This is a genomic window from Actinomadura rugatobispora (assembly GCF_055379765.1).
Genome location: NZ_AP029191.1, coordinates 3016728 through 3031026 on the forward strand (window position 1 = coordinate 3016728; position 14299 = coordinate 3031026).

A 14299-nucleotide genomic window follows, 5' to 3' on the forward strand; every position below is an offset into this window, starting at 1 on the left:
AGGGCCGCCCCGCCACAATGGGAGCCGTATGAGCGACGCACATCTGACCGGCTCGATCCGGCTTCCCGACGGTTCCCGGGTCCGCGGGCGCGGCCTGCGGCGGCCCCTTCCCTCCGGCAAGACGCCCGACCACGGCCTCTACCTGGGCGGCCGGCGGTTCCGCCGCCGGCACGCCGCCCGGCTGGACCTGCCCTGGCCGCACGAGTGGATCGACTGGCCCGACTTCCTGCTCCCGCGCGACGGCGAGCGGGCGATCGGCCAGATCCGCGACCTCCACGAGCACGCGCGCCGGGGCCACCGGGTGGAGGTCGCCTGCGGCGGGGGCGTGGGCCGTACCGGGACGACGATCGCCTGCATGGCCATCCTCGCCGGTCTCCCGCCCGAGGAGGCCGTCTCCTGGACGAGGGCCAACTACCACCACCGGGCCGTGGAAACCCCCTGGCAGCGCAAGTGGGTGGCCCGCTTCCCCGCACCGCGCGGGCACTGAGGGCTCAGACGCCCGAGGGCATGGTCTCCAGCTCGGCTTGGCCGGCCTCCTCCTGGTACAGCGGCTCCAGGGGCGAGGTCCGGCGGAACCAGCACAGCGCGTCGTAGCGGTCGGCGAGCCTGGTGGGGACGTAGTTGCGGTCATCGCGGGCCGGGTCGTACACGACGCCGATCGCGCGGTGGCCGCGGGTGGCGTTCAGCCAGGACGCCTCCGGCCAGTCGGCGAAGACGAACAGGCCGTGCTCGACGCCCGACTCGTTCAGCAGCTCCTCGCCGCTGCCCCGGTGCGGCCGGGGGACGTTCATGGTCTCCCACGGGTCGCCCCAGCGGCCGGCCGCCACGACCTCGCCGCAGCCGCCCGCGAATCCGACGGCGACGACCTGGTCGCGGCCGTGGCGTTCCCGGGCGAGCTGTCCGAGGTTGACCATGCCGGCGGCCGCCATCGGGGTGGCGCGGGCGTCCCCGATGTGGGAGTTGTGGGCCCACACCACGGCGCGTGCGCCGGGCCCGTGGTGGTCCAGCAGCCGGTCGAGGGTGTCGGCCATGTGGGCGTCGCGGACGTTCCACGACCGCGGGCCGCCGCCGATCATGGCCCGGTAGTACTCCTCGGCGCCCGCCGCGACCTCGGCGTTCTGGCGCGCGTTCAGGTCGCCCGCCGGGTCGGCGGCCACGGGGCGGCGGAGCCGGGTGAGCAGCGCCAGCACCTCGTCCTCGCAGTCGTCGGGGGTGAGCTTGAGCGCGTAGGCCCGCGGGTCCTCCCCGTACGGCTCGAAGCAGCGGTACGCCTCCGCGGCCTGCTCGACGTACTCGGGCCGGTGGTCGGCCAGGTGGGTCATGACGGCGCGCAGCGACTCCCAGAGGCTGTAGACGTCCAGGCCGTAGAAGGCCGCCGGGGCGGAGCCGCCGAGCCGCGCGGGGTCGTTGTGGTCGCGCAGCCAGCGGGTGAGGTTCACCGTCTCCTGGTTGGCCCACATCCAGGTGGGCCAGCGGCGGTAGCCGCCCAGGACCGTCCTGGGGTCCTCGGGGGCGCCCGGCGCTCGCGTGACGGCGTTGTTGACCTCCCAGCAGTCGGGCCAGTCGCCCTCGACCGCGACGAAGGAGAAGCCCCGTTCGGTGATCAGCCTCCGGGTCAGGGCGGACCGCCAGGCGTAGTACTCGTGCGTGCCGTGGCTGGCCTCGCCGAGCAGGACGCAGCGGGCGTCGCCGATGCGGTCCATGAGGGGGTCGAGATCGTCTTCGTACTCGAGCGGGAGCGCGGATTCCCGCACGTCGTCGGCTTCACTCACCGTTCTCCCCTGCCTTTCGGGCTCCTCTAAGAGCCGCCTTCCCCGCCTGCTGTCGTCGATTCGCCTGCGTGCGATCCTTTGCCTGGATTGGGTTGGACCGAATCGGTCCATCGGGGTAGGAGGACGGCGTGGTCTCCGGCGAGGTGGAGGGACGGCGGCGCGTGCCGTGGGCGCTCCTGGGGGTGATCTCGGCGGGCGGGATCCTGGGGTCCCTGGCCCGGTACGGGATCTCCGAGGCGTTCGGGCACGGCCCCGCGGAGTTCGCCTGGGCGACGTTCCTGATCAACGTGTCGGGCTGCCTGCTCATCGGCGTGCTGATGGCGGCGATCACCGAGGTGTGGGAGGCCCATCCGCTGACCCGCCCGTTCCTGGGCATCGGCGTGCTCGGCGGATACACCACCTTCTCCGCCTACGTGGTGGACGCGCAGCGGGCGCTCGATGTGGGCCAGGCGCGGACGGCACTGCTCTACCTGGCCGTGACGCCCGTGTGCGCGCTGGCCGCCGTCTTCGCCGGGACGCGGGCGACCCGGCTGGCGGCCCGCCCGCTGAAGCGAAGGCCGCGATCATGAGGTCGGCGGGCCCGGCGCTCCGCCTGACGGTCTTCGTCGGGGAGGGCGACCGGTGGCGGCACCGCCCGCTCTACCACGAGATCGTGGCCCGCGCCCGCGCCGCCGGGCTGGCGGGCGCCAGCGTGCTGCGCGGCATCGAGGGGTTCGGCGCGTCCAGTCGCGTCCACACCGCCCGGATCCTGTCGCTGTCGGAGGACCTGCCGATCGCGATCGTGATCGTGGACGCCGAGGACCGGATCCGCGCCTTCCTTCCCGAGCTGGACGAGCTGGTCGGGGAGGGCCTGGTCGTGCTGGACCCGGTCGAGATCGTCCGCTACACGGGCCGGGACGACCGCGACCGGCAGGACCAGCGGGACGAGCGGTGACGGTGCTGCTGGTCGCGGTCGGGGCCGCGCTGGGCGCCCCGCTGCGCTACCTGGTCGACCGCGCCGTGCAGGCCCGGCACGACACGGTCTTCCCGTGGGGCACGTTCATCGTCAACGCCGCCGGGTCCGGGCTGCTGGGGTTCCTGGCGGCGGCGCTGCCGTCCGGCCACGGGTTGACGGCGCTGGCCGGGACGGGCTTCTGCGGGGCGCTGACCACCTATTCCACGTTCGGGTACGAGACACTGCGGCTGGCCGAGGAGGGCGCGCGCATGTTCGCGCTCCTCAACGCCGCCGCCTCGATCGCCGCCGGCCTGGGCGCCGCGTACTGCGGGCTGGCCCTGGCGGCGGCGCTCACCTCCTAGAACGGGGGTCGCGGTTTGACTCTCCCCCGGGGGGAGAGGGGAGGGTCCTTGACGTGAGCGATCCATTTCTGGCGATCGGCGCCTTCTCGCGCGCGAGCATGCTGTCGATCAAGATGCTGCGGGCCTACCACGAGGCCGGCATCCTGGTGCCGGCCAGCGTCGATCCGCGGACCGGGTACCGGGCCTACCACCCGGCCCAGCTCGCCGACGCCGCGGTGATCCGCCGGCTGCGCTCGCTCGACCTGCCGCTGGACCGGGTGCGGGAGGTGGTCGCGGCCCGCGACCCGGAGGTGACCCGGGAGGTGCTCGCCGAGCACGCCCGCGTGATGCGCGCGCGCCTGGAGGAGACGGCCCGGATCGTCGCCGAGCTCCAGGCGGGCGTGGAGCGTCCGGCCGAGCACACGCCCGTGCACGTGCGGGACGTCCCGGCGGCGCACACCCTCGCCGTGCGGGGCGTGGTGACGGACGACGACTTCGCCGCCTTCCTCGGCCCCGCCTACGCCGAGATGGGCGGGCTCGCCGCCCGGCTGGGCCTGGTGCCGGCGGGCCCGGCCGGGGCGCTCTACCCGTCCCAGATCGAGGACGACCCGGTCGACGTCGAGGCGTACCTGCCGCTGGCCGCGCCGGCGGCGCTGCCCCGCGACCGCGGCCGGGTGCTGCTGGGCGAGGTCCCGGCCGCGCGGGTCGCCATCGCCGTGCACGCCGGACCGTACGACACCATCGACGGCGCCTACCGCCGGCTGGGCGCGTGGGTGGCCGCCAACGCCGTCCCCGGGGCCGGGCCCGTCCGCGAGGTGTACCTCGTGAGCGCGGACGAGACGCCCGACCCGGAGGGCTTCCGCACCGAGATCCAGTGGCCGGTCGCCTGACCCCGGCCACGTTCCCAAGAAATCCGAGAAAGGAAATTCCGCCATGCCCGTGCGCATCGCCAATGTGACCTTCGACTGCGAGAACACCCTCGCCACCGCCCGCTTCTGGTCCGCGGCGTTCGGCCGCCCGCTGGACCCCGACCCCACCGAGTTCTTCGCCTCGATCGGCCTGACCGAGAAGGACCGCGACGGCACGCCGAGCGTCTTCTTCATACTCGTCCCGGAGAAGAAGACCGTGAAGAACCGGACGCACCTGGACCTCGACTCGGGCGGCGACCGCGAGACCGAGATCGCGAGGCTGGTGGGGCTGGGCGCGAAGCGCGGCGCCGACCACGACGAATTCGGCCATTCCTGGACGGTCATGAACGACCCCGAGGGCAACGAGTTCTGCATCTCCTGACCGCTCCCCGGCCGGATATTCCGTTTGTCTCGTCCGCCCCGTCCGCGATGATGGGGCGGATGAGATTGCGGCTCGCGTACGGGGTGGTGGCCGAGCCGGGGACGGCCGCGTGGCTTCCCCGGCCCAGGACGGAGCCGGTCCGGCTGGCCGGTGAGGGCGACGCGCCGCCCGGTGCGGCGGTGGCGCTGGGCCCGGCGGGGGCGGGCGGCGCGGAGGCCGGCGCGGCGGTGGCCGAGCTGGGCGTCCTGGTCCGGGACGGCGGGATCGCGGCGGCGGGCGCGGGCGTCGACCTCGGCGGCGGGTTCCGGTCGGCGCGGCTGGCCGGGGCGCGCGGCGACCAGCGCGACGCCGTCGTGGCGGCGCTGCGGACGCTGGGCGTGGACGGCGCCGGGCGGCTGGGCGAGCGGACCGGGTTCCTGACGGGCCTGTTCGGGCCCGCCGTCACCCGGCGGGTGGGCGCGGCGGCGGCGCGGGCGATCGGCGAGGGACGCTGGGCGGCGCTGCATCTGGCCGCCGCGGCCAGCGACGTCCTGGGTCCCGAGCAGCTTGAACGCGTGCTGGCGCTGGAGGCGCCGGGCGGCGCCGACCTGATCGCGGGCGGGCGCCCGTCGGTGCTGGCCGCCGACCTGCGGCGGGTGCTGGAGCCCGTTCCGGGGCCTCGGCGGCTGGAACTGCTGCTCGACCTGTGGGAACGGGTGTCGGAGCACCACGCCTGGCTGGCCCGCCGCGAGCGGCTGCTGGCCTCGCAGGGCCGCCGGGACCGCCTGGACGATCTGCGCGACCGCCGCGGGCGGTACGAGGACGACATCCTCCTGTCGTACCTGCGCGCCCAGCTGGGGGCGCGCGAGCCGACCCTGGCCGAGGCGGCGCGGTGGCAGCCGGAGATGCACTACTGGATGGGCATGCTGGCGCGGCTCCTGAACGACGCCCGCGCGGCGACCGCGCTGCTGCGCACCGCCGTGGCCGTGTCCGATCACGGCGTCCCGGAGGGGCTGGCGCGGCGCGCGCCGCTGCTGCGCGCGACCGTCCGGGCGCTCGACCGGGAGGAGTACCGGTTCCCGCTGAGCCGGGAGCGGAAGAAGCGTGCGGCGGGGCTGCCCGCGCGGCCGGGCGCGTACGTGCGGGAGATCGTCGGCAAGATGGACGGGCCGAAGCCCGAGGTGGACGGCCCGGCGCCTTACTACCGGCAGCGGCTCGCGCGGGCGCTGAACTACGGGCAGCTCGCCGCCAAGATGGTCGAGAGCCTGCTGGACGACGACCACAGGGTGCCGGAGGACTACCTGCGGCACTGGGCGTCGCGCTCCCTGCGCGAGTGGCGGGAGAACGTCGGGTACTCCGCCGTGCGCGGGCCCGCCGACTGGACCGAGGCGCCGCGCTTCGCGGAGTACCTGCTCGGGACGAGGGAGCCGCTCGCCGAGCGGCTGGAGCGGGGCGGCGACGACGCGCAGGAGGAGGTCGGCGACCTGGTGTGGTGCGCCGACCTCATGGACGCGCTGGCGAACCTGCACGGCCACGACGCCGCCACGATGCGGCGGCAGGACGGGCCGCCGTGGCTGGATCCGGACCCCGGGCCCGAGGACCCGGCCCCGCTCGCCCCGGCGTACGACTCGGTCGCGCGGGCCGTCTCGGGAGCCGCGCAGCTGGTGGCGTTCGGCGGCGGGCGCCCGCCCGGCAAGGGGGTGCGCACGTGGGAGGCGCTCGTCGCGGGCCTGCTCGCCGAGGCGGAGATCGATGAGGCGCTGCGCGGGGAGTTCGCGGTGCCGGCGCCGCTGGCGGCCCTGGACGGGACGGTCGTGCCCGGCACCGGCGGCGCCCGGTTCCGGCTGGCCCGCAGTGCCCGCACGCTGGCCGAGTGGGCGAACTACATGGGCAACTGCATCGCCGGTCCCGACTACGTGGAGAAGGCCACGGCGGGCCGGTGCGGCCTGGCCGCCCTGTACGGGGAGGACGGCCACGTTCGGGTCAACCTCGAACTGGTCCCGCTCCGGCCCGAGCTGCGCGGCTGGCACGTCTCGGAGATGGCGGCGCGGTTCAACGACGATCCCGATGAGGATCTGGCCCGCCGGGTGCGGGAATGGGTCGGCACGATCCCCGGCGTCGACCGGGCCGCGAACGGCGCCGCCACCGGCGAGGAGACGCCGCCCACGCCGCTCACGCCGCCCGGCAGGTCCGGGTCCGGGCGGCGGGCCCCGCGTCCGCGCCTGCTTCAGGACGCCGGGCCCGCGCTGGGCGAGCTGGCCGTGAAGGCGTGGGACGACCGGATGACGGCCGAGCCCTCACACGCCCTGGCCGTCCTGGCGTCCGCCGAGGACCCGGCCTCCGAAGAGGCGTTCGCGCAGCTGACGAGGCTGCGACGGCTGGGCCCCGCGTCCCTGGCCGCCGCCTGCCGCAACGTCCTGGACCGCCGCGACCTCGATCTCGCCGACCTGTGGACGCTCAGCGGGATTCGCCCGCTGGAGGCGGCCCTGGGCGGCCTCGACCCGGCGCTGCGCGAACGGTTCGGGCAGCTCGGCCTCCTCACCGGGGCGGCGCCCCTGCCCGGGTCGCTGCGAAGGCTCGCCCGCGATCCGCGGGTGGCTCCCGCGTACTCGCTGGGCCTCGTCGGGCTGCGTCTGCGGGCGGCGATCGGGCGGCTCGTCCTGGACGGCGACCCGGCCGTCACGCGCTCGCTGACCCGGCGCCCGGCCGTGCCGCCGCTGTGCGCGCTCACCGTGCACGTCACCTGCGAGGCGCCCGCGATCGAGCTGGCCCCGGTGGCGCCGCCGGGCGCCGTCACCGTCCCGGGCTTCCCGGCGTCCGCGCTCGACGACGAGGACGGCCCCTGGCACGCCGCGTTCCCGGGTGCCCGCGAGCTGGGCGCCGACACCGGCGAGTTCTGGAACCGGGTCTCCCGGCACGGGCTGCGCGTCCCGGCGGCGTGGGTGGCCGGGGGCGGCGGCTGGCCCGCGCTCTGGTCGCGGGCCGGCCGCCGCTGATCAGCCCATCAGCCGATCAGCAGCGGGACGAACAGCGTCGCCACGTAGTACCCCATGTACTGGGCGCCGGACGTCATGCCCAGCAGCCGGTGGCAGGCCCCGGCCAGCGCGCCGACGGTGAGCGTGACCAGCAGCGCGAGCGGGCCGCCCTCGTACCAGGCCACCACGCAGATCAGCCCGGCGAACGCGCCGATCAGCGCCTCGTGGCTGATCCGCCGCGACACCCACGCGCTGGCGGTGCGGGCGTGCCGGACGGCCAGCGGGTACACCACCACCGCGGCGATGGCGACCGCCAGCAGCCCGAACACCAGGAACTGCCAGGTGGACAGCAGCGTGTGCAGGTTGTGCACGCCGCCGCCCGGGGCCTCCACCGTGTAGACCGGGGGCGCGTTGAACAGCGCTGCGGCGGGGCCCGCCGCGACCGGGCTCAGCGGCAGCCCGAACGCGATCAGCGGGATCAGCGTCTCGGCGATGTAGGTGGACTCCGTCGTCCCGTTCTTCACCGACATCAGCGTGCTCAGCCGCTGGTAGGGGTGCTTGATCCGGCTGCCCACCGCCTCGCCCGCCATGACCGCGGTCGCGACCGGGCTGAGCATGAACGTGGTCGAGCTGACCGCCGCCGTGGCGGCGGTCGCGGCCGTCTGGCCCCTGGTCAGCACCCGGAACGGGTTGGGGAACCAGCCGCCCGGCGCCGCGCCCTCCGGCGCCAGCGAGAACACCTTGCCGCCGCCGCGCGGCAGCAGCCCCCGCCCGGTGCGGGACCCGGCCATCAGCACGTCGATCACCAGCGGCCCGATCGCGATGCCGAGGAAGAAGCTGATGCTCAGCGGCTTGTCCAGCACGTCCTTGGCGAACCCGCTCAGCGCGGCCAGCGCCAGCACGAACGGGACCAGCCCGGCGACCGCCGCCCAGCGTCCCGGCGAGAAGTAGGCCACCAGCGCCGCCACCGCCACGAACACGTACGGGACGATCTCCTTGACCGGGTCGGCCAGCGGGGCGAGCAGCGCGGCCACCGCGACCGCCACCGGCACCGCGATCGCGGCCGACAGCAGCCCGCCCGCCAGCGCCTTGCGCAGCGCGATGTGCGGGGCGCCGATCCTGCGCATCGCCCGCGCGTCGTCCAGCAGCGGCACGGCCGTGGTGTCGCCCGGGATGCCCAGCAGCGTGGTCGGGATCGCGTGCGTCATGTGCTTGGCCGCGGCACCGGCCAGGAAGAAGGTGATCACTCCTTCGGGCGGGACGCCCAGCAGCACCACCAGCAGGGTCAGGGGTCCCAGCGTGGAGGTCTCGTCGGTGCCCGAGACCAGCCCGATCGCGGCGAAGACCAGGGCCCCGGCCAGGCCCATCGACAGCGCCCACAGCAGCTCGGTGATCATCGGGTCCCCGCCTCCTCCCGCGTCGTGGGCGCGGCGGTCTCGTCCAGGAGGCCCAGCTCGCGCAGCTCCTCGCGGACGGCCGGGGGCAGCCGGTCCGGCGAGGGGTCGTCGCCGTCCTGCACCAGCTCGGCCAGGGCGGCGCGGCGCAGCGCAGCCGAGCCCGCCGCGTCCCCGTCGTCGTCGGCGAAGGTCCGCTTGGGCGGGAACAGCCGGGCGCAGATCGTCCCGGCGATCAGGCATCCGGCCAGCCCGGCCAGCAGCGCGTACCCGTCGGCGAGGGCCGGGGTGTCCAGCGTGCCGCGCAGCAGCGCCCGCGCGATCAGGAACAGCGGCAGCCCCCCGGCCACGCCGATCAGCAGCGACGCGAACAGGTGCCGCAGGTCGACCGCGTCGTTCCAGACCTCGGTGTACGGGCCGTCGCCGGTCTTCGCGTCGTCGTTCATCGCGCCGCCTCCGCCCGCAGCTCGGCCAGCACGCGCTCGGCGTGGTCGCCGCGCACCGCGCCGTCCGCGACCATCCGGGCGACCACCCGGGGCAGCTCCTCCGGCCCGGCGCCCGCGGCGACCGCGACGTTGCGGGCGTGCAGGGCCATGTGGCCGCGCTGGATGCCCTCGGTCGCCAGCGCCCGCAGGGCCGCCAGGTTCTGCGCCAGGCCCGCCGCCGCGATGATCTCCGCCAGCTCCGCCGCCGTCGACACGCCCAGCAGCCGCACCGCGGCGGCCGCAACCGGGTGCACCCGGGTCGCCCCGCCGACCAGCCCGACCGGCATGGGCAGCTCCAGCGTCCCGGTCAGGTTCCCGTCCGCGTCCCGGGCGAAGTGGGACAGCGAGGTGTAGCGGCCGTCCGGCCCCACCGCGTGCGAGTGGGCGCCCGCCTCGACCGCGCGGGTGTCGTTCCCGGTGGCCAGCACCACGGCGGTGACCCCGTTCATGATCCCCTTGTTGTGGGTGGCGGCCCGGTACGGGTCGGCCTCGGCCAGCGCCGCCGCGTGCACGATGTCCCGGACCACCTCGGGCCCGCCCAGCGCCTCCGCGTCGAACACCGCGTGCGCCCGCGCCAGCCGCAGATCGGCCTTGTTGGTGAGGATCCGCAGCAGCGGCCGTCCCCCGGCGATCTCCGCGACCCGCGGCGCCACCGCCTCCGCCATCGTGTTGACCGCGTTGGCGCCCATCGCGTCCCGCACGTCCACGGCCAGGTGCAGCACCACGTAGCGCTGCTCCCGGGCGTCCACCACGCGCACCGACACGTCCCGGACGCCGCCGCCCAGCTCCGCCAGCCGCGGGTCCTGGGCGTCGGCCAGCCCGGCCAGCTCCGCCCGCGCCGCCAGCAGCCGCAGCCGCGCCGCCTCCGGATCGGCCACGTCCAGCACCTGCACCTGCGCCTGCATCACCGGCGTGGACGACGACGTCACGAAACCACCGCGCACCCGGGCGATCCGGGCGGCGTTGCTGGCCGCGGCCACCACCGACGGCTCCTCCGTCGCCATCGGGACCAGCACGTCCGCGCCGTTCACGGTGAAGTTGGCCGCCACCCCCAGGGGGACGCCGAAGACCCCGACGACGTTCTCCGCCATCCGGTCGGCCTGGTCCAGGCCGAGCCCGCCCTCGGGGGCCAGCGCCGACAGATCGGCGGCGGTCAGGGCGGTGCCGTCCGCGAGCCGGGCGAGCCGCTCCGGCACCGACAGGTTCCGGAAACCGGAAAGACGGCTGTTGACCATGAAGTTCCTCCTGCGTACGGGGTGGGTGCGGGCCGACGCTAGGTCAGGACGGCCGCCTACGACCATGGGTCGATCGTCCGTATCCGGGACCAGATGATGTGACGTTCACCCATGCCGGGCGGCATCCCCGAGCGCGTGCAGCCGCACGGCGACGGACAGGCGGAAGAACGGCTCCGGATCCCGCCACCCGGACCCCAGGAGCGCGGTGATCCGCTCCAGCCGCTGGAGCATCGTGTTGGTGTGCACGCCCAGGTCACGGGCCGCCCGGGTGGGACTGCCGTTGGCCTCCACGTAGGCGCGCAGCGTCGCGAGAAGATCGGCGTTCCGCTCCCGGTCCCAGCGCAGCACCGGCCCCAGCGTCCGCCCGATGAACCGCTCCAGCGCCCGCCGGTCCGGCCCGAACAGCACCGTGTACGGCAGGTACGCGTCGGTGGTCACGGCCCCGTCCACGGTGCCCAGCGCGGGCAGCAGCCGCGCGCACGCCCGCGCCAGCTCGCACCGCTCCGCCAGCAGCCCCGGATCCTCCGCCACCGGCGCCGCCACCGCCAGCACACCGCCCTTCACGGCCGCGCCCAGCCGCCGGTGGACGTGCCGCGCCGCCGCCTCGGGATCGTCCCCGGGCAGCAGCACGGTCAGCACCCCCTCGTGCTCCCCGGCCAGGCCGTGCGGGAGGGCCGCCCCCTGCGCCGCCCGCAGCGCCGGTCGCCGCTGCTCGGCCGCCACGACCGCGACCACCCCGATGCGCAGATCGTCCAGCCGCACATGCCGCGCCCGCGCCCGGCGCGCCGCGTCCCGCCGCCGCGCCGGGCTGTCGGCCAGCACGTCCGACAGCAACTCGCCGCGGACCCGCTCCTCGGCATCGGCCACCGCGTCCTGGCTCAACGTCAGCAGCGCGGTGATCTGCGCGGCCCGCTCGATCGTGCGCTGCTCCACCTCCCCGATCGGCAGCCCGCCCGGCCCGACCAGCAGGCAGCCCAGCAGCGTCCCGCCCGCCACGGCCGCCGCCACCGCCGCCACCTCACCCTCCGGCAGCAGCACGCAGTGCCCGGACCTCCGGCTGGCGTCCACCGCCGCGCCCACCGCCTCCGACAGCCCGGTCGGCGCCTCCCCGCCCGCCACCACCTCCAGATCGCGGTCCAAGATCGTCACGGCCCGGCCCAGCGCCCGCGCCAGCGTCGCCGCGACCTCCTCGGCGCCGCCGCCCGCGAGCACCGCCGCGGTCAGGTCCTGGTGCACGGCCCCCGCCCGCTCCACCGCCGCGGCATGCCTGCTGAGCTCGGCGTACGCGCCTTCGGCCGCCTCCGTCGACCGCCGCGCCCGGCGCAGCAGCCGGGCCGTCTGCAGCACCACCGACGCGTGATCGGCGAACGCCGACAGCAGCGCCACCTCGTCCGGGGTGAAGGCGTGCGCGCTGCGGTTCGCGGCGAACAGCACGCCGAGGACCTCCTCGTCCGCCAGCATCGGCACCCCCAGCAGCGACACCAGCCCCTCCGCCCGCACGGCCTGGTCGATGCCGCTCTCGTGGGACAGCTCCACGGCGTCCTCGTAGGAGGCCGTCCACTGCGGCACCCGCGTCCGCACCACCTCGCTGGCCAGGCCCATGCCCGCCGGAACCCGCAGCCGCCGGATCGCCGGCGTCACCGTCCCGGTGGTGGACCGCACCAGCAGCTCACCGGACGCCTCCTGGAACTCCGACAAATAGGTGACGTCGGTGTTCATGAGCTCGTGCGCGCGCCGCACCAGCCGGTCGAGGAGCTCGTCGGGGTCGCGCAGCTCGGCCAGCTCGCGGGCGCTGGAGAACAGCGCCGCCAGCTCCCGCTCACGCCGCCGCCAGCGCCGCAGCTCCACCGCCAGCCGCCGCAGCCGCCCCGCCGCCCGCTCATCACCGAGCAGCTCGGCGGCCCGGCCGCCGTCCAGGCTGCCGTCCACCGCCATGTCGAACAGCGCGACCACATCGTCCAGCGGGATCAACGGCCCGGTCTCCTCCATGAACCCGCAGGTTATCCGCGCTCCAGACACCCCGGACCAGGCCGTTGCACCCGTACCCCCCACGTATGACGGCCGTGATTCCCCACCACGAGTGACGCGGATGACAAACGGTGCCCCCTACCGTCGATCTCCATGCGCAAAAGGACAACCTTCGCCGCACTGACCGCCCTCCTCGTCTCACTTCCCGCCAGCGCCGCCGCGAGCCCCGCGGAAGAAAAGGCCGAGGTGATCGAGCGCACCCAGATACGCGACCGCGTCGTCGACCTGACCGTGAAATCCCCCGCCCTCGGCGGGAACGGCAAGGTCCGGCTGATGACCCCCGAGGGCTGGAACGAGAACGACCGCTCGAAACGCTGGCCCGTCCTCTACCTGCTCCCGGGCGGGGACGGCGACTACACGGCCTTCACCGAGCAGTACGACATCGAGAACATCCCCGAACTCCGCGACGTCCTGGTCGTCTCTCCGAACATGCCGATGTTCGGCTTCTACAGCAACTGGTGGAACAACGGAAAGGGCGGCGCCCCCGCCGTCGAGGACTTCCACCTGAAAGAAGTCCGCACGATCCTCGAACGCGATTACGGCGCCGGAACCCGCCGCGCCGTCGCCGGGGAGTCCCAGGGCGGATACGGGGCGCTGAAATACGCCGGCAAGCACCCCGGAATGTTCCGCGCCGCGGCCAGTTACAGCGGCTTCGTCCACCCGATCCAGTACGTCAAGGCCATCAGCGGCGGCGCCGAGTACCTGAAGATCGACTGGCGGAGGATCTGGGGCGACCCCGTACGCCAGCGGCACATCTGGGAGGCCAACGACCCGTACCACATGGCCGACCGCCTGCGCGACACTCCCGTCTACATCGCCTCCGGCGACGGAACCCCAGGCGAACTCGACAAGCCCCTCGAACCCGACCCGATCATCCCGGGCCTCCAGGACCTCGCCGTCCTCTTCCCCAAGGAGGTCGTGTCCCTGACCGAGGCCGTCATGGGCGACGAGTCCCGCACCGTGGCCCACCGCTACATCGAGGCCGGCGTCCCGGTCACCACCCACTTCTTCCGCGGCACCCACGGCCCCGCCTACTGGAAGCGAGAGCTACACACCTCCCTCCCCATGCTCCTTCGCGCCCTCGGCCAGCGATAACGCCCCGCGAGGCACGCCCTAGCCAGACGAGCCTTACCGTGCGCGCCCCGCCCCAGCGCGCACGGACTGGCTCATATGCACGATTCTCGTCCCGGCTACTTGTTTCCCCACCAGTGGTCGGCCACCGTGAGCGCCAGCCACACCACGGACTTCATGACGATCTCCAGCAGCCAGGGCCGCTCAGTGGACGGCTCACTCCGGCAGGAACGACGACGACTGGACATGCAACTCTCCTTCCTGACCACGAGGGTCTTGGCGTGAACTGACGTGCGTCATTCACTGCGCACATCGACCTACACCTTGGCCGGTGCATCCTTCTCCTGGAATTTCGGGGACGACCAGATTTCGACCGCAACCCCTACAGGGGAGGGCCTGCTTCTTTCTGTGATCTCGAGCGCCGCCTCCTTGTACCGGGCGTTCCACTCCTCAACCGTCCCGACGGTGTCCGGGTCCAGGCCGTCCTCCTTCGCGATCTCCCGTAGAACGACGAGGAACGAATACACCCACCTCCACTGGGGAAGTTGCTGACGCTTCTTCCCGCTGATAACGCCGTGCACGGTCGATTTCGGCAGCGAGCACACCGACCCCACCAGGTCGCTCCGCTCAGACATCGTGCGCACGCGACCGTAAGTCGGCGGGCCCGCTGCGCTCCAGCCCCTGCGAAGCACCTCAGCGAAGCCTTCGACAGCTTCGTCGCCACGGTCGACGGACATAACTCACTTCACCTCCACCATCCAGATTGCCCGTTTTGAATAGAATTGGGCAGCCGTG

The 14299-nt window shown here is 74.4% G+C and carries 15 protein-coding genes; 8 read left to right on the forward strand and 7 right to left on the reverse strand.

Features of this window, described 5'->3' with window-relative positions:
* Nucleotides 1-28: 28 nt before the first annotated feature.
* Nucleotides 29-487: a protein-tyrosine phosphatase family protein gene (locus tag ACZ466_RS12450; RefSeq protein ID WP_378289754.1), complete on the forward strand. Its 459-nt coding sequence runs from the start codon at nucleotides 29-31 to the stop codon at nucleotides 485-487.
* A 4-nt stretch (nucleotides 488-491) separates the two neighbouring features.
* Here ACZ466_RS12450 and ACZ466_RS12455 read toward each other — a convergent pair whose 3' ends face one another.
* Complete coding sequence (locus ACZ466_RS12455; protein WP_378289756.1) at nucleotides 492-1772, reverse strand: erythromycin esterase family protein; 1281 nt, start codon at nucleotides 1770-1772, stop codon at nucleotides 492-494.
* Between the two features lie 128 nt (nucleotides 1773-1900).
* Between ACZ466_RS12455 and ACZ466_RS12460 the strand changes: the two genes are divergently transcribed.
* The 6 genes from ACZ466_RS12460 to ACZ466_RS12485 are packed head-to-tail and all read left to right on the forward strand — an operon-like array spanning nucleotide 1901 to nucleotide 7312.
* On the forward strand, nucleotides 1901-2341 hold the full coding sequence (locus ACZ466_RS12460) for a fluoride efflux transporter FluC (protein WP_378289758.1): 441 nt from the start codon (nucleotides 1901-1903) through the stop codon (nucleotides 2339-2341).
* Entirely contained in the window at nucleotides 2338-2706 is a 369-nt protein-coding gene (locus ACZ466_RS12465) for a DUF190 domain-containing protein (RefSeq protein WP_378289760.1), read from the forward strand. The genes ACZ466_RS12460 and ACZ466_RS12465 overlap by 4 nt, the downstream gene beginning before the upstream one ends.
* Nucleotides 2703-3068, forward strand: coding sequence for a fluoride efflux transporter FluC (locus ACZ466_RS12470; RefSeq protein WP_378289762.1), 366 nt, complete (start codon nucleotides 2703-2705; stop codon nucleotides 3066-3068). The genes ACZ466_RS12465 and ACZ466_RS12470 overlap by 4 nt, the downstream gene beginning before the upstream one ends.
* Nucleotides 3069-3121: 53 nt before the next feature.
* Nucleotides 3122-3937 (forward strand): MerR family transcriptional regulator, encoded by an 816-nt coding sequence (locus ACZ466_RS12475; RefSeq protein WP_378289765.1) that lies wholly within the window; start codon nucleotides 3122-3124, stop codon nucleotides 3935-3937.
* Between the two features lie 43 nt (nucleotides 3938-3980).
* Nucleotides 3981-4337, forward strand: coding sequence for a VOC family protein (locus ACZ466_RS12480; protein ID WP_378289767.1), 357 nt, complete (start codon nucleotides 3981-3983; stop codon nucleotides 4335-4337).
* Nucleotides 4338-4396: 59 nt separating this feature from the next.
* A complete protein-coding gene (locus ACZ466_RS12485; protein ID WP_378289769.1) occupies nucleotides 4397-7312 on the forward strand; it encodes a hypothetical protein in 2916 nt (971 codons plus the stop codon).
* An 8-nt stretch (nucleotides 7313-7320) separates the two neighbouring features.
* Here the strand turns inward: ACZ466_RS12485 and ACZ466_RS12490 are convergent, their stop codons facing one another.
* The 4 genes from ACZ466_RS12490 to ACZ466_RS12505 form a co-directional block, all read right to left on the reverse strand.
* The gene (locus ACZ466_RS12490; protein WP_378289771.1) at nucleotides 7321-8688 is read right to left on the reverse strand and encodes a tripartite tricarboxylate transporter permease; all 1368 of its coding nucleotides are present in this window, start codon (nucleotides 8686-8688) and stop codon (nucleotides 7321-7323) included.
* Nucleotides 8685-9131 carry a hypothetical protein gene (locus ACZ466_RS12495; protein WP_378289773.1) on the reverse strand — a complete coding sequence of 149 codons (447 nt, stop codon included), beginning with the start codon at nucleotides 9129-9131 and terminating at the stop codon, nucleotides 8685-8687. Before ACZ466_RS12495 ends, ACZ466_RS12490 begins: the two co-directional genes overlap by 4 nt.
* A complete protein-coding gene (locus tag ACZ466_RS12500; protein ID WP_378289775.1) occupies nucleotides 9128-10405 on the reverse strand; it encodes a hydroxymethylglutaryl-CoA reductase, degradative in 1278 nt (425 codons plus the stop codon). Before ACZ466_RS12500 ends, ACZ466_RS12495 begins: the two co-directional genes overlap by 4 nt.
* 105 nt (nucleotides 10406-10510) lie before the next feature.
* The gene (locus ACZ466_RS12505; protein WP_378289777.1) at nucleotides 10511-12394 is read right to left on the reverse strand and encodes a helix-turn-helix domain-containing protein; all 1884 of its coding nucleotides are present in this window, start codon (nucleotides 12392-12394) and stop codon (nucleotides 10511-10513) included.
* Between the two features lie 132 nt (nucleotides 12395-12526).
* Between ACZ466_RS12505 and ACZ466_RS12510 the strand changes: the two genes are divergently transcribed.
* Nucleotides 12527-13528, forward strand: a complete 1002-nt coding sequence (locus ACZ466_RS12510) for an alpha/beta hydrolase (protein ID WP_378289779.1) — start codon at nucleotides 12527-12529, stop codon at nucleotides 13526-13528.
* Nucleotides 13529-13623: 95 nt separating this feature from the next.
* On the opposite strand, the gene ACZ466_RS12515 is transcribed toward ACZ466_RS12510, so the two are convergent.
* A complete protein-coding gene (locus ACZ466_RS12515) occupies nucleotides 13624-13752 on the reverse strand; it encodes a hypothetical protein (protein WP_378289781.1) in 129 nt (42 codons plus the stop codon).
* 69 nt (nucleotides 13753-13821) lie between these two features.
* Complete coding sequence (locus ACZ466_RS12520) at nucleotides 13822-14241, reverse strand: hypothetical protein (protein WP_378289783.1); 420 nt, start codon at nucleotides 14239-14241, stop codon at nucleotides 13822-13824.
* Between the last annotated feature and the right edge of the window lie 58 nt (nucleotides 14242-14299).